Origin of the sequence: Hoeflea algicola, assembly GCF_026619415.1 — a bacterium.
Classification (GTDB): Bacteria; Pseudomonadota; Alphaproteobacteria; order Rhizobiales; family Rhizobiaceae; genus Hoeflea; species Hoeflea algicola.
Map to the genome: position 1 here is coordinate 4,831,976 of NZ_JAOVZR010000001.1, position 20,407 is coordinate 4,852,382.

14 protein-coding genes and 1 tRNA gene are annotated in these 20,407 nt (G+C 61.0%); 6 read left to right on the forward strand and 9 right to left on the reverse strand.

The window, feature by feature from the left end:
- Window positions 1-135: 135 nt before the first annotated feature.
- Window positions 136-209 (forward strand) — tRNA-Gln (locus OEG84_RS23390).
- Between the two features lie 445 nt (window positions 210-654).
- Here the strand turns inward: OEG84_RS23390 and OEG84_RS23395 are convergent.
- The 4 genes from OEG84_RS23395 to OEG84_RS23410 form a co-directional block, all read right to left on the reverse strand.
- The gene (locus OEG84_RS23395) at window positions 655-1,737 is read right to left on the reverse strand and encodes a quaternary amine ABC transporter ATP-binding protein (RefSeq protein WP_267655995.1); all 1,083 of its coding nucleotides are present in this window, start codon (window positions 1,735-1,737) and stop codon (window positions 655-657) included.
- An 11-nt stretch (window positions 1,738-1,748) separates the two neighbouring features.
- Window positions 1,749-2,777 carry an ABC transporter permease gene (locus OEG84_RS23400; protein WP_267655996.1) on the reverse strand — a complete coding sequence of 343 codons (1,029 nt, stop codon included), beginning with the start codon at window positions 2,775-2,777 and terminating at the stop codon, window positions 1,749-1,751.
- Between the two features lie 189 nt (window positions 2,778-2,966).
- Complete coding sequence (locus OEG84_RS23405) at window positions 2,967-3,935, reverse strand: ABC transporter substrate-binding protein (RefSeq protein ID WP_267655997.1); 969 nt, start codon at window positions 3,933-3,935, stop codon at window positions 2,967-2,969.
- 1,108 nt (window positions 3,936-5,043) lie between these two features.
- Window positions 5,044-6,927, reverse strand: coding sequence for a heavy metal translocating P-type ATPase (locus tag OEG84_RS23410; protein WP_267655998.1), 1,884 nt, complete (start codon window positions 6,925-6,927; stop codon window positions 5,044-5,046).
- Window positions 6,928-7,122: 195 nt separating this feature from the next.
- Here OEG84_RS23410 and OEG84_RS23415 point away from each other — a divergent pair, with 195 nt between their 5' ends.
- Window positions 7,123-7,626 (forward strand): hypothetical protein, encoded by a 504-nt coding sequence (locus OEG84_RS23415; RefSeq protein ID WP_267655999.1) that lies wholly within the window; start codon window positions 7,123-7,125, stop codon window positions 7,624-7,626.
- 158 nt (window positions 7,627-7,784) lie between these two features.
- The gene (locus OEG84_RS23420; protein WP_267656000.1) at window positions 7,785-8,303 is read left to right on the forward strand and encodes a copper chaperone PCu(A)C; all 519 of its coding nucleotides are present in this window, start codon (window positions 7,785-7,787) and stop codon (window positions 8,301-8,303) included.
- Between the two features lie 85 nt (window positions 8,304-8,388).
- On the opposite strand, the gene OEG84_RS23425 is transcribed toward OEG84_RS23420, so the two are convergent.
- The 3 genes from OEG84_RS23425 to OEG84_RS23435 are packed head-to-tail and all read right to left on the reverse strand — an operon-like array spanning window position 8,389 to window position 12,705.
- The gene (locus tag OEG84_RS23425; protein ID WP_267656001.1) at window positions 8,389-9,600 is read right to left on the reverse strand and encodes an efflux RND transporter periplasmic adaptor subunit; all 1,212 of its coding nucleotides are present in this window, start codon (window positions 9,598-9,600) and stop codon (window positions 8,389-8,391) included.
- A 4-nt stretch (window positions 9,601-9,604) separates the two neighbouring features.
- Complete coding sequence (locus tag OEG84_RS23430) at window positions 9,605-11,983, reverse strand: ABC transporter permease (protein ID WP_267656002.1); 2,379 nt, start codon at window positions 11,981-11,983, stop codon at window positions 9,605-9,607.
- On the reverse strand, window positions 11,977-12,705 hold the full coding sequence (locus OEG84_RS23435) for an ABC transporter ATP-binding protein (RefSeq protein WP_267656003.1): 729 nt from the start codon (window positions 12,703-12,705) through the stop codon (window positions 11,977-11,979). The genes OEG84_RS23430 and OEG84_RS23435 overlap by 7 nt, the downstream gene beginning before the upstream one ends.
- A gap of 192 nt (window positions 12,706-12,897) precedes the next feature.
- Between OEG84_RS23435 and OEG84_RS23440 the strand changes: the two genes are divergently transcribed.
- The 3 genes from OEG84_RS23440 (at window position 12,898) to mog (ending at window position 16,104) form a co-directional block, all read left to right on the forward strand.
- Window positions 12,898-13,623, forward strand: a complete 726-nt coding sequence (locus OEG84_RS23440; protein WP_267656004.1) for a Crp/Fnr family transcriptional regulator — start codon at window positions 12,898-12,900, stop codon at window positions 13,621-13,623.
- A gap of 111 nt (window positions 13,624-13,734) precedes the next feature.
- The gene (locus OEG84_RS23445) at window positions 13,735-15,348 is read left to right on the forward strand and encodes a GMC family oxidoreductase (RefSeq protein ID WP_267656005.1); all 1,614 of its coding nucleotides are present in this window, start codon (window positions 13,735-13,737) and stop codon (window positions 15,346-15,348) included.
- A gap of 228 nt (window positions 15,349-15,576) precedes the next feature.
- Window positions 15,577-16,104: a molybdopterin adenylyltransferase gene (mog, locus tag OEG84_RS23450; RefSeq protein WP_267656006.1), complete on the forward strand. Its 528-nt coding sequence runs from the start codon at window positions 15,577-15,579 to the stop codon at window positions 16,102-16,104.
- Between the two features lie 33 nt (window positions 16,105-16,137).
- Here the strand turns inward: mog and OEG84_RS23455 are convergent, their stop codons facing one another.
- Both OEG84_RS23455 and OEG84_RS23460 read right to left on the reverse strand, forming a co-directional pair.
- Window positions 16,138-19,344 (reverse strand): efflux RND transporter permease subunit, encoded by a 3,207-nt coding sequence (locus tag OEG84_RS23455; RefSeq protein WP_267656007.1) that lies wholly within the window; start codon window positions 19,342-19,344, stop codon window positions 16,138-16,140.
- Window positions 19,341-20,309: an efflux RND transporter periplasmic adaptor subunit gene (locus tag OEG84_RS23460; protein ID WP_267656008.1), complete on the reverse strand. Its 969-nt coding sequence runs from the start codon at window positions 20,307-20,309 to the stop codon at window positions 19,341-19,343. Before OEG84_RS23460 ends, OEG84_RS23455 begins: the two co-directional genes overlap by 4 nt.
- Between the last annotated feature and the right edge of the window lie 98 nt (window positions 20,310-20,407).

Consider the following 20,407-nt stretch of genomic DNA (forward strand, 5'->3'; position numbering starts at 1 on the left):
TTTGCTACGTGGAAATTCCTTGGCAAGGGGTGGTTTCGCCGCTTGTGATCCAACCCGTCTTTTGCTATCTCCCCGGGGCTTCCCGACATTGTCGGGATGTGCCGGGCGGAGGATTTGTTCGTCCGGGCAAGGTGATGGGGCGTAGCCAAGCGGTAAGGCACCGGTTTTTGGTATCGGCATCCCTGGTTCGAATCCAGGCGCCCCAGCCACTGCTTTCTATCAAGCGCGTGAAGACATGTTTTCTGGTGTGTCCGGCTTAGCTGGGCCCTATAAGTCAGCCATTGGCTGGCCTGACAGCCTCACCGGAATGTCTCGGACTTTGTCTTACCTGAAGGGTTTCAGAATTCGTCCCACCCCCTCGTGAGAGGGAAGGGTATGGCTATCGCACACTATGTTTTTAAACGCGATGCGGTCTGGCGGTGGCGGGTATAGACCACAGGGAAAGCATGCAGTTGCCGAATCAGTTTGGAGAATGCCGGCTCCCGCCGGGTTTACAATTAAATGTCCGGGGGAGCGTTACCCGCCACTTGTCGATAACAACCGGCATCAAGTGGTAGACAGGGGCCCGGCGGCGGCACGATGCCACTCGCCCGCCAAGCCGGTATCCGCGTTGCGGTTTTGCCGGAGAGGGCCGGCACCCGCTATAAATCTGACCTATGTTCCCGACTGTGCAGTTTCCGGCAGTCGCGCAGCTTCACTCGCCCCACCCTGCGGAACCAGCGCACGCACCAGCGTTCGCATATCCAGCACGCCCACCTGCACGCCATCCTTTGTCACCCGGTAGCGCTTAGTCGTGTCGCCTTCCGATAGCGCGATCACGGATTCAAGCGTGTCGTCATGGTCCACATCACCCGCCACATTGCCGGGCGCGCCAGTCGTTTTTTCCATCACCGAGCGGACGCGCAGCACGCGGGCGCGATTGATGTCGGCGACGAAATCCTCGATGTAGGGATCCTTGGGGCGCAGCAGGATTTCCTGCGGCTCACCCTGCTGGACGACGCATCCATCCTTCAGCATCACCAGATGGTCCGCCAGCTTCAGCGCTTCGTCCAGATCGTGGGTGATGAAGACCACGGTTTTCTGCAATTCGTTCTGCAGGTCGATGAGCAGGTTTTGCATATCCGTGCGGATCAGCGGGTCAAGCGCGGAAAATGCTTCGTCCATAAGCATGATGTCGCTGTTCGACGTCAGTGCCCGCGCGATTCCGACGCGCTGCTGCATCCCGCCCGAAAGCTGTGCCGGGTACTGATTGCCCTGTCCTTCGAGCCCAACCCGGTCGAGCCATTTGGTGGCCTCGTCCTTGTATTGCTTGCGGCTTTGACCACTGATCGTCGGCGCGAGGCCGGCATTCTCCAACACTGTGCGGTGCGGCAGAAGGGCAAATTTCTGGAACACCATCGACATGCGGTGCTGGCGCAGACTGCGCAATTGCTTCTCGTTGTATTCCAGGATGTTCTCGCCATCGACCCAGACCTCACCGGCTGTCGGCTCGATCAGACGGTTGAGGTGACGGATCAGCGTCGATTTGCCCGACCCCGAGAGCCCCATGATGACGGTGGTTTTGCCGGTGGGCATGTCCACATTGATGTTGTTGAGGCCCAGAACATGGTTGGTTTCAGCTAACAGGTCGGCCTTGCTGATGCCTTCCTTGACGCGCTCCAACGCTGCCTGCGGATCGTTTCCGAAGATCTTGTAGAGATTGCGAACCGAAATTTTGGGATTGCTGTCGTTACTCATGATTGTCCTCCTCAACTCGGCTGTTGCGAGTTGATGCGTGCCAGCGCTGCTTTGGTCACGCGGTCGAGAATGACCGCAAGGAGCACGATGCCGAGACCGGAAAGCAGTCCCACGCCAAGTTCAAGGTTGCGAATGCCGCGCAGCACCAGCACGCCCAGTCCGGGGGCTGAGACCAGGGATGCGATGACGACCATCGCGAGGCTCATCATGATGGTCTGGTTCACGCCGGCCATGATGTTGGGCAGGGCCAGCGGGATCTGTACACCAAAGAGCTTCTGCCGCTTGGTCATGCCATAGGCGTCTGCGGCCTCAATCACGTCCTTGTCGACCAGGCGGATGCCCAGATCGGTCAGGCGCACAACCGGCACGATTGCATAAAGGATGATGGCGATGCCGTAGAGCTTGGGTTCGGTCACGCTGAAGAGAAAGATCAACGGGATCAGATAGACGAATGGCGGCAACGTCTGCAGCATGTCCAGAATGGGGATCATCGTACGCTGCACTCTGTCGCTGCGCGACATGGCGATGCCGATGGGCACCCCGAGCAGCACACAAATGAAGGCGCAGACGAATATGATCGCCAGTGTCTGCATCGTGTAGTCATAATAATCGACAAAGGCGAGAAAACAGAAGACAGCGGCGACCAGTCCGACCAGCTTGATCGAGCGCCCGACTAACCAGGAGATCAGCATCAGCACTGGTATCATGATCCACCACGGCAATGCCTGCATGACCCACAACGCGTCGTTCAATGCCCAGCTGAGCGGTTGCGTAAGGGGATCCACGATGACCTTTAGACCGTCTTTGATGTCCAGAAATCCGCGCTCCAAACCCAAAGTGAGTGCACGCGACTGCGGGATTGCGGCGCAAGCGTCATGCAACGCATCAAGCGATGGGAAAGGTGTGTCCCATGCCGAGATGCTGGCATCTTGCCCCGATGTTTGGCCCAATAGGTCTGCCATCGAAGACAGCCCGCCTTGGTCCTCGCCGCACCAGCCGCGCAGTCCGAGACTGTCGAACAGAAAATCGTAGGTTGCCATTATGTCCTCTCCGGTTCTTTCCGGTAATTTGTCCATGTCGCGAGTGGTGTGGGATCGCGCGCATCCGACAAACCGTGCCGACAACCACGCAAACGTTTCATCCGGGAGCGCTCCTCGAAACGTTTGCGTGACTATGGGTAGAAATTAGAAAGGGCAGCGCCAGAATGGCGCCGCCCCGTTTTGCCGTTATTACTTGAGCAATTTCGCCAGCTTTTCCTTGGCGTCATCGTTCAGCCAATCAGCCCAGATGTCCTTGTTGTTCTGCAGGAAATACACGGCCGCCTCTTCCGAGGTGGCGTTGTTTTCATCCTGCCAGGCCAGAAGGCTGCTCATCGTGTCGGTCTTGAAAGACACGTTGGACAACAACTCGGACTCCTTGGGGTGAGACTCGTTGAAATCCTTGGTCACGATGGTCAGGATCGGTGCAGTCGGAAAGGCCGACGGCTTGGGATCGGGTGCGTTGGCATTCTGGTTGGCTTCGTGGGCCGCTTCGTCATATTCGCCCAGGTCTACGCTGACCATGTCGTATTTGCCGAGCGGCGTCGTCGGTGCCCAGTAGTAGCCGAACCATGGCTCCTTGCTCTCAAAGGCCGAAGCCATCGAGGTCGCCAGCGTTTCGCCAGAACCGTGGTTGAAGACCTTGATGCCCTTTCCTTCCAGATCGAAGGCGCGCGCCAGGTTGTCGCTGACGGTGCGGCAACCCCAACCATCGGGACAGTTGTTGAACATGCCGCCAACCAGCTCAGGGTTCGCCAGAATGCCGTCGATGGTCTTCAGTTCCGGGTGTGCCTCAGCCAGGTAGGACGGAATCCACCAGCCTTCGACGCCGCCGGGATCGAGAACGCTGGTCAGTTCGACGATCTTGCCGCCCTCTTTCAGCTTGTCATAGACGTCGCCGGCCGAATTGGGCCAGAGTTCCGGCACGATGTCGGGCTTGTTGTTTTCGGCGAGTGAGGTGACGGCCGGTGTCGTGTCCGACGGTACAACCACAACATCGCAGCCATAGCCCTGCTCAAGCAGGAATTTTGAAGTCGCGACCACGATCTTGGCTGAGGACCAGTTCATCTCGGCCATCGTGATCTCACCGCATTCTTCTGCAGCCACGGCAGCACCTGGAATGGCGAGTGCAAGGACGGTGCCTAATAGAAACTTCTTCATGTCGGGGTCTCCTTTTCGTCGTATTTCTCTCCCGGCAAATGAGGGAGGCTCAATTGCACGTGGGGGAAATTCGAGCTTGGTGTAATTGGCGGGCGTGCTGAACGTTTTGGTCCAACATCGGCACCATGCGGCGCAAACAAACAAATTCTGCCCGGCGGTTCAACCCCTTGACAGGAAATTAGAAGATGGACGTCGCTTATCGGAAATGAGTCCATTTGCCGGGCTATGGGATATCTTCCGGGTGATTACGGCCTCTCACGCAGTATTCTGTGGGGGTGCTTTTCCCTTGAAGGCGCTATGCGGGCATGCTGGATATTATGCGCCGATATTCTATCGATTGTTGAACCGCACCGATGCGCGCAACGCCCTGGCCGACGGAGACCTTTTCCAGTTGGTACCCTCCGTTGACGAAGGGGCGGGAACTGACGCTGCTTTTGAATACAGCGTCCACGACACGGTCCAAATTGACGGTCGTTGCGGTCATTGCGTTGCGGCGCAAATCAGGATTGTTGTGCTATAGCGCTGGAACTTGCGGTGGATTCCGTTCTCGCCTCGATGGAGGGTAAACTGCCCGGCACTCCATAGAGTACGGCACCACTGTGCCATTGCCAAACTTCAAAAAAGTGGTGCTGACGACGGTATTGCGTGGCTGCTGGGTCGGGAGATGCGGACAGCTGAAAGTGAGAAACCGGTTATGATGTAAGCGGCGCAGATTCCCAGCCTCGGCAATGATGGTCAGCGCATAGATTGGTCCGATCTCTGGAACCCGTTGCATCGGTTGACGGGCGTGGCGTTGTCTCTCCGTAGCGGAAGAATTTCCGGCTTTTTGGCAGGTGAGAGCGGCACCGTCAGCAGCACGTATATGCCTGACTTGACTGCCATGCTTCACCACCAGGTGAATTTGATTTCATAGCTTCAACAAAGGCTCGCTCGAGGAGCGTATCGCAGGCTGAATTCTCGCTTCGCCCTGGCCAATTCTTTTTATTCACATCCATGCTTTGCTGAAACCGATGACCCGATCAATGGGTTTGTGGGATAGTCAGCCCGAATCTCGCGGAGCAGCAAGGAAGTGATTCTGTCGCCGAATCGCACGTCATGATGAAGCAAGTCAGGCCGATTTGACGGTTGCAGGCACAGCCTCTTTGGTCATAGGGCTGTGCGGGGCTATCCGCAGGGCCCGCAGCGCGTTGAGGATGACAGCGACATCGATAACCTCCTGCAGCAACGCGCCCTCGACCGGTGTCAGGTACCCGTAGGCAGCAGCGATCATGCCGGCCACCGACAACCCGATTCCGGCGACGACGCTTTGGACGGCGATGCGCCGGGAACGGCGGGCGATCTCGATTCCGGCACCGAGCCGATCGAGCCGGTCTACCAGCAACACCACGTCAGCCGCCTCGGCGGACGCGGCGGCGCCGCGGGCGCCCATGGCGACACCGACATCTGCCGCGGCCAGCGCCGGAGCGTCGTTGACACCGTCGCCCACCATCATCACCGGTCCGTTCTTGCGTTCGCTGAGCACCAGCAGAACCTTCTGGTCCGGCGTCAGGCCCGCGCGAAGCCCGTCAAGGCCAAGACCTTTGGTGACCTGTTCGGCCACCTGAGCACGGTCGCCGGTGGCCAGCAGGATCCGTTCGATCCCCTGGTTGCGCAGGTTAACAAGCATCGCGCCGGTGCCCTCTCGCAGTGGATCGGCCATGATCAGTTGGCCTGCCATTTGCCCGTCAACCGCCAGTGCAACCAGCACCGATCCGGCAGCCCGTGCGGGATCACCGTCTATGCTTCGGCCCACGCGCCGCGCCACGAAGTCGTCGCCTCCGACCATCACTTTGTGCCCCTCGACGCGTCCGACGACGCCTTCGCCGGCGATCTCGGCGACCTCGGACGGCACCGGCAACACAAGCCCCCGCTGTTTCGCCGCCGCGACGATGGCCTGGGCAACCGGGTGTTTCGAGGCCTGATCAAGCGCAGCAGCAAACCGCAGAATGTCATTCTCGCTCATGCCGTCATGGCTGTTGATGGCGACAATCTGCGGGCGACCGTCTGTCAGGGTGCCTGTCTTGTCGAGGATCAGTGTGCGGATGCGCGCCATCGTTTCGAGCGGTCCCGCGCCCTTGATAAGCACGCCAAAATGCGCGGCCCGCGACAGCCCGGCCACCAATGCCACCGGAACAGCGAGGATCAGCGGGCAGGGCGTGGCCACCACCAGCACGGCGACGGCGCGGATCGGATCGCCGGTGAACCACCATGCGGCAAAGGCGATGATGACGGTGACGGCCAGAAATCCCAGCGACCAGCGGTCCGCGAGCCGCGACATCGGCGCCATGGAGCGCTGCGCCTCTTCGACGAGACGGACAATGCCGGCATAGGTGCTTTGCTCGGCCCGGCGCACGGCCAACAAATCGAACGGCTCGCCGGCATTGGTTGCGCCGCTCATCGCCTCGTTGCCATGGGATAGCCGCGCGGGCAGCGATTCACCGGTCAGCGCTGATGTGTCGAGAAAAGCCGCGTCAGACGCCAGCGTTCCATCCACCGGCACCACGTCGCCCTGGCGGATCAGCAGCAGGTCGCCCGGTTCGATGGCATCAAGCGGCACTTCTTCGAGCCCGCCGTCACGCTGTCGGGTGGCGGTGCGTGGTACGCGGGAGAGCAGATGGTGCATCTCGCGCCGCGCCCGGCCTTCGGCGAAATTCTCAAGGAACGTTCCACCCGAATACATCAACGCCACGACGGCCGCCGCCAGCGTTTCACCAAAAGCCAGCGCCGCGGTCATCGACAGTGCGGCGACAATGTCGAGTCCGACTTCGCTCTGCCACAGACTGCGCAGGATTTCGACAACGAGCGCTGCCAGCACCGGGATCACCCCGACAAACCAGATAATATTGGCAAGCTCGGTGCGGCCGAGCGCATACAGCACTAGGCCTGCCAGCAGCCCCGCCAGGGCGGTCAGCAGCAGCGCGGTCTTCAACCGGTCGGTGCTTGTGGGGTCCATGCGGGTCAATTCTCCTGGCCGGGCGGCTGTCTTGGGCGCATCTGAACAAGGTTTTTCGCACGCCGGACGCTTCCGCCACCATTGCCCAAAAGGCTATGGGCGTCGAGCCCGTGCGAAAGGTTCATGCCCGTATTCTCAGTGCGAAGGCGTTTGGTGGCTCGTCCCGGTGAATCGCTCAGGCGATCCTGCAAAAGCGTGACCCTGACGCTGGCTGCCAACTTGACGCAGCCCCGACGACAGGGCTTGCGGGGTGCGTGTGGGGCTTATATTCATGCTCTGCTTAATCAGGCAGGCATGGAAATGATCGGGACACGTCGGTTCATCAGCAGAACGGGATTGGTGCGCATGCTCTGCGCGCTGTCGCTGCTGCTTGTCGCCTTCGCCCACCAACCGCTCTCGATCACTGAAACATTGTCGGCCTATAAGGACGTCAACGTCGCAGACTACATCCTGCCCGACGGGACGCTGCCCGAACTTTGCCTGACCGGCGAGGGCGATGGTCCCCATCACGCCAGGGTCACCCACTGCGAAGCCTGTCGCATTGTCGCCTCCGTTGATCTGCCGACGCCTTTGGAGGTGTTTTTGATCAACCACAGCAACATCCGCAGCAAACTGGTCATCGACCGCGATGCCGAACCGTGGCTGCCGGTGCTTGTGCACGGCGCTTCGCCACGCGCGCCTCCCGTTCTTTCAGCCTGAATTCCGTTGCAGCGGGGCCATGCCCGCGTGTCGCGCGGTGTCTGATCACGCCAGAAGTCCGTCCATCGGCGGGCCAGGCGAATCCCCAAATTTTTCGGCCCATATCCATCCGGTGACGTGCGTAAAAACCGTCCGGGCCAAGCACGAAAGAAAAAACCATGAAAAAACTTGCAGTAGCAGTTGCCGCCATCACCCTCGGTCTGTCGATGTCGACAGCCTTCGCCCATGAATACAAGCTCGGATCGCTCGAGATTGTTCACCCGCACGCCCGCGCAACACCGCCGAATGCACCGGTCTCCGGTGGCTATCTGACGATCCACAATAGCGGTACCGAAGCCGACCGCCTGCTCGGCGGCGAGGCCGCATTTGCCGATCGCGTCGAAGTCCATGAAATGGTCATGGATGGCGATGTCATGAAGATGCGCCCGGTCGAAGGCGGTTTGGAAATCCCCGCCGGCGGCGATGTCGTCCTCAAGCCCGGCAGTTACCACATCATGTTCATCGGCCTCGAAGGCCAGCTTAAGGAAGGCGAGAAGGTTCCCGCGACACTCAATTTCGAAAAGGCGGGGTCGATCGAAGTCGAATTCAGCGTCGAGAGTATCAAGAAGATGAATGATGCCATGAAGAAGGATGAACATGGCGAGATGACCCATGGCGACATGAAGCACGATGGCTGAGTTCGCTCGTCGCTGATCAATCAATCTGGGCCCGGGCGCGTCTGTCGTCCGGGCCCTGTGTTGCATTCAAGGCTGGCTATGGCTCTCAGCCGGCAGCCTGCCGGTCGCTGATCAGGCTGCCGTCTTCCAGCGTGTCTCCGGGATAAAGAATGATCCGGTCGCCGTCTGAAAGCCCCGTAAGGATTTCGGCGTTACGGTCGGTCATGTGACCGATCGTAACCGGTGTGACCCGCGCCACCCCATCCACCATCCTGAATACGGCCCAGCCACCATCCTCGCGATAGAGCGCGCTGACGGGAACCTGCAGCACTTCCTCGGAAGACCAGATGACGAGGTTGGCGATGACCCTGTAGCCGTGCCCGAGGTCGGCCGGCGGCGGATCGCGCAAGGTAATGATCGCATTGACCCTTTGTTCCGAGATCCCCAGCGCTGAAACCTTGGTGAAGGCCGATGGTTCGACCCGCTCGACCACCGCTTCCAGCGTTTGCTCACCACCCCAGTCAGTGATCAGCGCGCGACTGCCGGGTTTCACCCGAACGGCATCGGCAGACAGGATGTCGACGGTGATTTCCAGATCCGACGGATCGCCGATTTCGGCGATCAATTGCCCGACACTGGCGGCTTGTTCACTCTTGGCGTGAAGCGCCAGGTTCATGCCGTCAATCGGCGAGGTGATGTCGACGCAGCATTCGCCATTGGCGGGAAGGACAGGCTCTTGTCCGGGCTGCACAAGCCGCGCCCGCGTGCTGGCAAGCTCGGCACGGCGCAACGCGATCATGGCCTCGGCCGAGGCGACCTGATCCTTGGCGAGTTTGTATTCGCCTGCCAGCCGCTCCAGCGTGCTTTCCGAAACGATGTTGGTGGCGGCGAGTTTTGTCGCCCGGTCAAAGCTCGCCTTGGCCAGATCGCGGGCAGTGCGGGCGCGGGTCAGTTCGACCTCTGATAGCCCAAGGTTGGCATTTGCCGCATCGATCGCCGCCAGCAGTTCGGTGCGTGTGCGGGTGTCGATGAACGGAGGTTCCAGCGGGTGAATGCCGGTGATCGCCTCGCCGGCGGAAACCAGGTCTCCGACCGAATGCTCGATGCGGTCGAGATGGCCGGCGATCGGCGAGGAAATTGTGTAGACATTGCGGATACGGGTGGTCCCGTCTTCCTCGATGCTCACCTGCATCGGTGCGGTTGTCGCGGTGGCGAGGTCAACCAGCACCGGGTTCTCCTTGAACGCGATATAGAATGCACCGCCGATCAACGCGACAGTTGCCAATCCGACGAGGCTTCTTACAAGTGCAGAGGCCATGGTTTCAGTCCCTTGTTTTGAGCACGCGGATCAGATCGAGCCGGTCGATCCGCCGCCGCACGATCAACGCCGATACCAGCGCGGCAGCCAGCACGACAAGACTGGCGATCGCATAGGTGGGTGGATTGATGATCAATGGAATTCGGAACAGGTCGCTCTCAAAGCCCTTGGCGACAAGCCCGGAAAACCCGCGCCCGATAAGCCAGCCCAGTGGTTGCGCCAGCACCACGATCACGCCCAGTTCCGTCAACAGCACGCTTGAGACCTCCCGGCTGGTGAAGCCGAAAACGCGCAGGCTGGCAAGTTCCCGCGCACGCTCGGACAGTTGAATTCGCGCGGAATTGTAGATCACCCCGACGGTGATGATCACCGCCAGCGAAACATAGATGAACACGCTGATACCGATATTGTCCTCGATGGTGGCACGAAACCGTTCGCGCGAGATGCCCTGCAGGGCAACAGATGCGATCGCTGGTGTCTGTTTGACCGCCTCGTAAAGCGCGCCGATCTTGCTTTCGTCGACAATCACCCGCCCGCCCGAGATCTGCCGACCCTGTCCCGACAGCCGGTCCAGCGCTTGCCTGCTCATATTGGCGCTGAGCCCGATATAGCTGTTGGAGACGGCCACCAGCGGCACCATTGTTCTGCGGTTCTGGCCGTCGTTGAGTTCGATCTCGATCTGGTCGCCGGGCGCCAGATGAAGGTGATCGGCTAGCCTTTCCGACAGCACGATGCCCGTCGGCGGCAAGTCGATCGGTTTGAAATCCGTGTCCAGAACCCGGCTGATATCCGTCGCCGGATCAAGCGCCACAATCTGGACCCGCCGCGATCGGTAGCCGTTGCGCAGTGTCGCGGCTTCCGCCCGGAACGGTTCGGCGGCAATCACGCCGGGAAGCTGGGCGACAGCGCGGATGGCATCGTCGGAGCGGTTGGCGGCAAATGTCAGCGTCGCGTCCTGGCGGTCGGCCCGAAACCACACCGTGTCGATCATGTTGTCGATCGAATCAAAGCTGAACAAGGAGGTAATCAGCAGCGCCACCGGCAGCGCGGTCCCCAGCGTCGTCAGCCCCGTGCGCACCGGCCGCCGCACCAGATGTCGTAATGCCATGATGGTGAGCTGTGAGAACGGCAGCTTGATGCTGCCCTCCGGCCCGCCGAAAAGGCTGCGGTAACTGCTTGGCGCGGGCGGCCGCATGGCAACCGCGGGCGGCAGTGATACCGCCCCCCAGATCGCTTTTGCCGCCCCCGCCAGCGCTGCAGCGAAGGTAACCAGCGCGGCAATCACATAGAGGTCGGGCTCACGCGAGAACACCAGGAACGGAAACGAGAAGAACTCGCCATAAAGCGAGGCCATGCCGCGGCCAAGCCAGGTGCCGGCAACAGCGCCGATTGCTACCCCGACCAGCGATATCGCCAGCGTCAGCTTGGAATAGTGCCAGGCGATGGCGGCGTTTGAATAGCCCACTGCCTTGAGCAAGCCGATCTGCTCGCGTTCAAGCGCAATCAGACGGGTGAGGATCATGTTGACCAGAAAAGCCGAGATGAACAGAAAGATCGGCGGAATGACCTGTGCCATCGCCCTGAGCTGGGTCAGTTCGGAATCAAGAAAGGCGTCGGAAGGATGGTCCTTGCGATCATAGGAGCCGGTGCCGCCATAGGGTTCAAGCAGGGCGTCGAGCCGCGCCATCACCTCTTTCTTGTCGGCATTGCGCGACAGGGTCAGCGACACATTGTTGAACGCGCCAGCCATGTCGTAGGCGCCTTCAAGAGCCGCCCTGCGCATGTGAATGACGCCAAAGCGGCGTTGATCCGGCACCATGTCGCCGGGGCCGATCGCGTAGACAAATTCGGGCGACAGGGTGATCCCGGTTACCGTCAGAGTGCGTTTGCGACCATTGACGAGAACCCCGAACCGGTCGCCGGGGCGGGAGCCGTGGGCTTCGGCGAAAGCCTCGATGATCGCTGCTTCGTCGCTCCGTCCGGGTTCCGGCAACCGACCCGAGCGCAGGTAAAGCCGGTTGACCGCTGCTTCGCCATGGTCGGGGATCGAGATCAGCACCCCGGTTGCGGGTTCGGCCATTCCCTCGATGTCGATGATCACCGGATTGAAGATCCGCGTCGACACCGCCGACACGCCATCGATCGCCTGGATAGCCTGCTTGAGGCTTTCCGGCGCCCGTGTCGCCGTGGCGAAGATCTGGCCGAAATGGGTGCGGTCATAAAATGCTGAACGGGTCTCCTCCAGCGCCCGGGTTGCGCCCAGCGCAAGAATGAGGGTCATGACGCCACAGGCCATCACCAGCGCCACCGCCAGCGCCTGCGCCCAGAGCCGGGCGAGGTCGCGCACCAGTTTGCGATCCAGCATCCTGAGCCCGGTCACCATTGCACCTCCGAGGGTTTGACCGGCGTCTCATTTGTTTCCATTGAGGCAATGCGGCCGTCCAGAAAGGTAAACACACGATGGGCGATTTTTCGGATCCCGGCATTGTGGGTGATGATAGCGGTGGTCGCGCCGGTTTCCGCGTTCACCCGCGCCAGCGCTTCGAGCACAATGATGCCGGTAGCCGAATCCAGCGCCCCGGTTGGTTCGTCGCACAGCAGCACTTCCGGGTTCTTGGCGATGGCGCGGGCAATTGCCACGCGCTGCTGCTCACCGCCCGAGAGTTGCGCCGGAAAATGATGCATGCGGCTTTCCAGCCCAACCAGCGCCAGCGCATCGGACGCCGACATAGGATGCCGCGCCACCTCGGTAATCAGTGCGACATTCTCCCAGGCGGTCAGGCTCGGGATCAGATTGTAGAACTGGAATACGAAGCCGACATGGTCGCGGCGATAGGAAGTCAGTTCGCGGTCGCTGGCGCCAGAGAGTTCTTTGCCTTTGAATTTGACCGAACCTGAGGTCGGGTGGTCGAGCCCGCCGATGATGTTGAGTAAGGTCGACTTGCCGCTGCCCGAGGGGCCGAGCAACACCGCCATTTCTCCAGCTTCAAGCCGCAGATCAACGCCATTGAGCGCACGGACCTCGACATCACCCGTGCGGTAGACCTTGGTCAGCCCGGAAACCTCGAAAATCGGCGGAGCGGAAATGGCTGCATCGGCTTTCATGACTGTGACCATAGGACATCTATCTCGGACGTCCTTGATTCCTATCAATTCCGATTGTTGGAACTGGTGGCAAGCTTGCCACAGTATTTTCAAGAAATTTTGAATAATACACAAACGATTATCGTCCTGACATGAACTACCAGTTTAGTTTTCGATCCATCTCAGGTAAGGTGATGGTCACCGGAGAGCGCAATGGATATGCAGCGTAAAGACGTTCACAATTCCGATACGCCCGTTCTCTGTCGAGCTTGCGAAAGCAGGCATCGTGGCGTGTGCGGCGCGTTGTTGCCCGAACAGCTTCTACAATTGAGCAAGCATTCAAGCCGCCGCGAACTCGAACCTGGCACCGAACTGATCGGCGAAAGCACCACTGCGACGAGCTACTCCAACATCATATCCGGTGTGGTGAAGCTGTCGAAGATGATGGCTGACGGCCGTCAGCAGATCGTCGGCCTGCAGTTTGCGCCTGATTTCCTCGGTCGGCCGTTCCGCGCCGAAAATGGCGTCAGCGCCGAAGCTGCAACCGGGGTCAAGGTTTGCTCCTTCCCAAAGCATGTTATCGAGCGGATGATCGGCGACATGCCTGAACTTGAGCACAAGCTGCTCGAGCAGACACTGACTGAGCTGGATGAAGCCCGCGACTGGATGCTGACGCTTGGGCGCAAGACAGCCGGTGAAAAGGTCGCAAGCTTCCTGTTGCTGATCGCCACCCATGCGTTTCCGGACAACGAAGAGGATTCGGTGACGTTTGAATTGCCAATGAGCCGGGTCGATATCGCCGACTTCCTCGGTCTGACCATGGAAACCGTCAGCCGGCAACTGACCAAGATGCGCAAGGACGGTGTCATCCACATCGTCAACAACCGCCAGGTCGAAGTTCCCGACCTCAGTCGGCTGTCCGACCGCGCAGGATTCTGAGAAGTCTTCAGGTTCAACCAGCTTACCTTGCCAAGCTCTGCGTCAAATCCTGTTCCCAAGACCAGTTGCGTGTTCTAGGCTCAGCCCGGTCCTGACTGGAAGGCGACTGCAATGGAATTTGATTATGTCATCGTCGGCGGCGGTTCCGCTGGCTCGCTGCTTGCAGCACGGCTGAGCGAGGACCCCACGATGAATGTCTGCCTGCTCGAGGCCGGCGGTGACGGCAAGAGAATTCTGGTGCGCGCGCCGCTCGGAATGGTGGCGATGCTGCCGGGCCGCCCGAAAATCAACAACTGGGCATTTCAGACAGTGCCGCAGCCTGGCCTGGGCGGCCGGCGCGGATATCAGCCGCGCGGCCGCGCGCTGGGCGGCTCCAGTGTCCTCAATGCCATGCTCTATGTGCGCGGTCACCCTTCCGATTACGATGACTGGGCTGATGCCGGATGCGACGGCTGGGGATGGTCGGATGTGTTGCCCGTGTTTCGCCGGTCCGAAAACAACATTCGCGGCGCCGACGCGTTTCATGGCGATGCAGGATTGCTGCAGGTGGCCGAGCAGAGAAGCCCGCGCCCGATCAGTCGTGCCTTTGTCGATGCCGCCAGCGAAGTCCAGATCCGCCGTAACGATGATTTCAATGGTCCCGAACAGGAGGGGGCGGGGCTCTATCAGGTTACCCAGTTCTGGCGCGACGGCAGGCAGGGCGAGCGCTGTTCGGTGGCCGCCGCCTATCTGCATCCGGTGATGAACCGCCCCAATCTCAAGGTGATCACCGGCGCTCATGTCACCAGAGTGCTGATGGAGGGCTTCCGTGCCACCGGCGTGGCTTATCTCGCGGGAAAAGTTGAGCAAAAGGTGATCGCGCGGGCCGAGGTGATCCTGTGTGGCGGTGCGTTCAATTCGCCGCAATTGCTGATGCTCTCGGGCATCGGTCCAGGGGAGCATCTGCGGGCGAGGGGCGTCGAAGTGGCAAAGGATCTGCCCGGTGTCGGTCAGAATCTGCAGGACCATCTCGATTATATCTACGCCGCCAAAACCCGCGACACTGATGTGCTGGGGCTCGGCGCGGTCGGCGCCTACAAGCTGATCCGTGACATCTTCCGCTGGCGCCGCGATGGATCCGGAATTGTCGCCTCACCGGGCGCCGAGGGCGGCGCCTTCCTCAAATCCGATCGCGCCCTTGCCCGTCCGGACTTGCAACTGCATTTCGTTGCCGCCCTGGTGGATGACCATTCGCGCAAACTGCACATGGGCTACGGCTATTCCTGCCATGTCTGCGCGCTCAGGCCGTATTCACGCGGCGATGTCGGGCTGAACGGCCCGGACCCTAGCCTGCCGCCGCGGATCGACCCGAAATACCTGTCCGACTTGCGCGACGCCGATCTGATGCTCAAGGGCGCAAGAATCACCCGCAAGATCATGGACGCGCCATCGATGCGCAAATACCGACTTAGGGAAGTTTATACCCGAGATGGGATGGAGGACGCTGAGCTGATGGATCATATCCGTGCCCGTGCCGACACCATCTATCACCCGGTCGGGACCTGCAGGATGGGCCGCGACGCCATGGCTGTCACCGATCCGCAGCTCAGGGTTCGCGGGTTTGAGCGGTTGCGGGTGGTCGACGCCTCGGTGATGCCGACGCTGATTGGCGGCAACACCAATGCGGCCACAGTGATGATCGCCGAAAAGGCCGCCGACATGATCCGGGCCTCAGCGCGAGGATGAGGGGATGGTAGTAGCGTCGACTGGCCGGGGGCAGAATCAACACCCTCGGCGACGGTGACAGGCGCACGGGAATCGTCGTTTCATCGCTGCGGTACTGTTGCCATATCGCACAGGATTGTGATTGTTGGGCAATCAATTGAGATCGCGCTCAGATGAGTTCATTCGAGCACTGATCTCCATGCGTTAAAGAGGGGCTGTTCGCCCGCCACCTGCACACCGGAGCCTGCCATGACCGTTCGCATTGCCGTCCTTACCGTGTCCGACCGCGCCAGCCGCGGGGAGTATGAGGATCTTGGCGGCCCGGCGGTCAAGGCGTGGCTGGAGCGGGTGATCTCCAGCCCGGTCGAAATCACCATTCACGTGATCCCCGATGGACTTGAGAGCGTGCGCGACACGCTGATCCGGCTCTGCGATGACGAAGGTGTCGACATGGTGCTGACCACCGGCGGCACCGGCCCCTCACCGCGTGACCTTACCCCCGAGGCGATGCAGGAAGTGCTGGAAAAGGAATTGCCGGGCTTTGGCGAATTGATGCGCAAGAAAAGCCTTGAGCAGGTGCCCACCGCCATCCTCTCGCGCCAGACTGCGGGCACCCGTGGCAAGACCCTGATCGTCAACCTGCCGGGCAAGCCAGGCTCGATCGACACATGTTTGACGGCGGTGTTCCCGGCGATTCCCTTCTGCCTCGATCTGATCGACGCCGGCCGGATCGAAACCCACGAGGATATCCTCAAGGCCTTTCGCCCGTCCAAGTGAACCGGCCGGGCAGGGACGCCCGACCGTCTTTGATCAGGTGCGCATCACCCGGTAGATCGCCGGGATTACCAGCACCGTGAGCGCTGTTGATGAGGCCAGCCCGAACAACAGCGATATTGCCAGCCCCTGAAAGATCGGGTCGGTCAGGATCACTGCCGCACCAATCATCGCCGCCAGCGCGGTCAGGATGATCGGCTTGAAGCGGATCGCGCCGGCTTCAATCAGCACCGGTGTCAGCGGTTCACCCTCGACATGGGCATGGCGGATGAAATCCACCAGCAGGATTGAGTTGCGCACGATGATTCCGGCGAGCGCGATGAAGCCGATCATCGAAGTGGCCGAGAATGGTGCCCCGAACAGCCAGTGACCACCGAGAATGCCGATGAAGGTCAGCGGCACCGGTGTGAGGATCACCAGCGGCGCCTTGAATGAGCCAAACTGGGCCACCACCAGGATGTAGATGCCCAGCAGCGCCACGCCGAAGGCGGCGCCCATATCGCGGAACGTAACCCAGGTGACTTCCCATTCACCGTCCCACAACAGGGTTGGCGTGTGTTCGTCAGCGGGTTGGCCGTTGAGCGCGATCACCGGTTTTTCAAGCCCGGTCCAGTCCATCGCATCAAGCGCTTCGTGGACCGCAAGCATGCCATAGAGCGGCGCCTCGTAGGTGCCTGCAAGCTCTGCCGTCACCATTTCGGCGGCGCGTCCATTGTGCCGGAACACCGGGAACGAGGCGCGTTCGGTGCTCACTTTCACCACGTCACCGAGTTCCACCACGCTGCGGTCTCCTGGCAGCACGTTGGCCGGGATCGGCGTGGTCAGGAAGCTTTCATCCAGCAATCGCTCGGCGCGGGGCCGCTCAAGCCGGATGGCAATCGGCGTGCGACCACCGCCGCGGTGCGAATAGCCCACCGTCTGTCCGGTGTTGAGGATGGCGATGGTGTCGAACACGTCGCGTTCTTCAACCCGGAAGAACTCGAGCTCGTCGGTTGAGATCGTCACCCGGGCGCGGTTTGCCGGCTGCCCCCAGGAATTGTCGATATCGACAATGTACGGCGCCGAGCGAAATGCTTGCTCGACCCGGGCCGCCACCGCACGGCGGGTTTCGGCGTCGGGACCATAGATCTCGGCCAAAAGCGTAGCCATCACCGGCGGGCCGGGCGGCGGCTCCACCACTTTCAGGCTCGCGCCCTGGGGCAGCGGGATCGCGGCGATCTGCTCGCGCAGCTCCAGCGCAATGTCATGACTGGTGCGGTCGCGATCGCCCTTCGGCGTGAGATTCAGCGCCACGTCGCCCATCTGGCTTTCCGAGCGCAGGAACGAGTGGCGCACCAGGCCATTGAAGTTGAATGGCGCGGCGGTGCCGGCATGGGTCTGCGTGGTGTGAACCTCATCGAGCTTCAGCGCTTCGCGCGCCACAGCCTGGGCCACCGCGTCGGTGGCTTCGACGGATGTGCCTTCGGGCATGTCGATCACCACCGAGAGCTCGGACTTGTTGTCAAACGGCAACAGCTTCACCGTCACGTCCTTGGTGTAGAACAGTGACAGCGAGCCTAGCGTCAGCGCGCCGACACTGAGCAGGAACACCCAGGAGCGGGCCTTGCTTGCCAGCACCGGCGTGGCGATTGCGCGGTAGATCCGACCGATCTTGCCACCAGCCTGGGCGCCTTCGCCATGGCCATGGTGCATCGGCGCGCGGCCCGCGACCTTGAGCATCAGCCACGGCGTCACCATCACCGCGACAAAGAACGAAAACACCATCGCCGCTGATGCATTGGCCGGGATTGGGCTCATATAGGGGCCCATCATGCCGGACACGAACAGCATCGGCAGCAGGGCTGCGACCACGGTCAGCGTGGCGACGATGGTCGGATTGCCAACTTCGGCCACCGCCTCGATAGCGGCCTGCCGGCGGTTTCGCCCATCTCCCATGCCCCAGTGACGCGATATGTTCTCGATCACCACGATGGCGTCATCGACCAGGATCCCGATCGAGAAGATCAGCGCGAACAGCGATACCCGGTTGAGCGTGTAACCCATCACCCGTGAGGCAAACAGCGTCAGGAGAATCGTCACCGGAATGACCACGGCCACCACCACCGCCTCGCGCCAGCCGATCGCAAACCACACCAGCAGGATGATCGACACAGTCGCCAGCCCCAGGTGATAGAGCAGCTCGTTTGCCTTCTCGTTAGCGCTCTCGCCATAATCGCGGGTCACCTCGACAGCGATGGACTCGGGGATTAGCGAACCTTCCAGGCTTTCCGTGCGCTCGAGGATCTGCTCGGCAACGACCACCGCGTTGGCGCCGGCACGCTTGGCCAGGGCCAGCGTAACGGCGGGCGTGCGTGTAATCCCGTTGTCTGAGCGGGCGACGGTCGCGACAATTCGCGGTGCACCATCGGGGGCCAGCGAGATGTCGGCGAGATCGCGCACATAGACCGGCCGCCCGTCCCGGGTCGTGACCAGCAAATTGCCGATCTCGGCAGGCGCGTAAAGGGTTTCACCAACCATCAGATCGGTGTTCTGGCCATCGATCGTCACCTGGCCTGCGGGGAAGGCGCGATTGGCCTCTGTCACTTTGGCTGCGAGTTGTTGCAGGGTAACGCCGGTCTGTGCGAGCCGCTGCGGGTTGGGCGCGATGCGGATGATGTCATCGGTGTCGCCGACCAGATAGGTCAGTCCGACATTGTCGATCTTGGACAGCTCTGTTCGCAATTCGCGCGCGACCCGGGTCAGGTCGGTTGCGCTCACCGTGTCAGCCGCCTCGGGTGAGGGCGTCAGCGTGAGCGAAACGATTGCTACATCATCAATGCCGCGGCCGACGATCATCGGCTCGGGCACGCCCACCGGAATCCGGTCGATATTCGCCTGAACCTTGTCGTGAACCCGCAAGATGGCGGAATCCGTCTGGGTTCCGACGATGAAGCGCGCGGTGACCATGACCTGGTTGTCGGATGTCTGCGAGTAGACGTGCTCGACCCCGTCAATGCTTTTGACGATGGTTTCCAGCGGTTCGGTCACAAGCTTGACCGCGTCATCGGCCTTCAGGCCCGGCGCCGACAGCATGATGTCGACCATCGGCACCGAGATCTGCGGTTCTTCTTCGCGCGGCAGCGTCATCAGCGCCACCAGCCCGAAGGCAAAGGCTGCCAGCAGGAACAACGGTGTCAACGGCGAGACGATGAAGGCCCGGGTCAGTTCCCCGGCAATGCCCAGAGGCGAGGAGCCTGGTTTCATGGCAGCACCACTGTGTCGCCGGACGACAGCCCGCTGATCACTTCGATCAGGCCGGCATCGGTCCCGTCCTGCGGCTTGCCGATCATGATGGTGCGTTCAACGGTCTCGCCTTCGTGGTTTTCAACCGTGATGAAATCCACCCCGTGGCGTGTGCTCACGGCAGCCTCGGGCGCAAGCAGCGCCATGCGTTTGCCGATCGGCACTTCGACCAGTATGCGGGCGTTGACAAAGGCGGTGTCAAGCTTGTCGACCTCGACATCGGCGATCACACGACCATTCTCGATTTGCGGGTAGATTTTTGCGAGCCGCCCGTTCGCCTCGCCGCCAATGGTGGCGATGCGGATTTCCGAACCGGCCTCGAGACTGTCTGCGAAGCGTTCGGGCAGCGCCAGTCGCAGAAAGAAACCGCCTGATCCGATGGTTGCCACCGGTTCGCCGGGCATGATCACAGCGCCCCGACTGGCCGGCACCGTCAGCACAAGGCCATCGGCGGGGGCGAGCACGGCGCCTTCGGTTTGCTGCTGTGTCAGCACCGCACGTTGCGCTTCGGTGGAGACAATCTGGTTGCGGGCAACTTCGACATCGGTCTGCAATTGCGTCAACCGCTGCCGCGTCACCACGCCCTGCTTGACCAGTGTTTCAGCCCGTTCGAGTTCCGATTGTGCGGTGGCAAGCTGTGCCGCAAACGCTGCCAGTTGAGCGTCGAGGGCCGCAATCTGAAAGGCGATCTTGTCGTCCTTGACCAACCCCAGTTGCTGCCCGGCCTCAACTTGGTCGCCTTCGCTGATAGACAATTCCTCGATCACTCCGCCAATGCGGGCGCGTGCCGGCACGATGTCGCGGGATTCGACCCGCGCCTGAACGGCCTTCCATTCGGTGATCTCTGTGGACGAAAGCGTCAGTGTCTCGGCCTGGGCGAGGTTCGCCGACAACAGGGTCAGTAGAACTAGGCTGAAGGTCTTCATGAGGAGCCTCATTGCAATTTGTTCGCGTGGACGTTGGGTAACCCTGACCGAGCAGCACAGGCCTGTCTTTGCGCCATGTCAATCCACCAACATTCGGT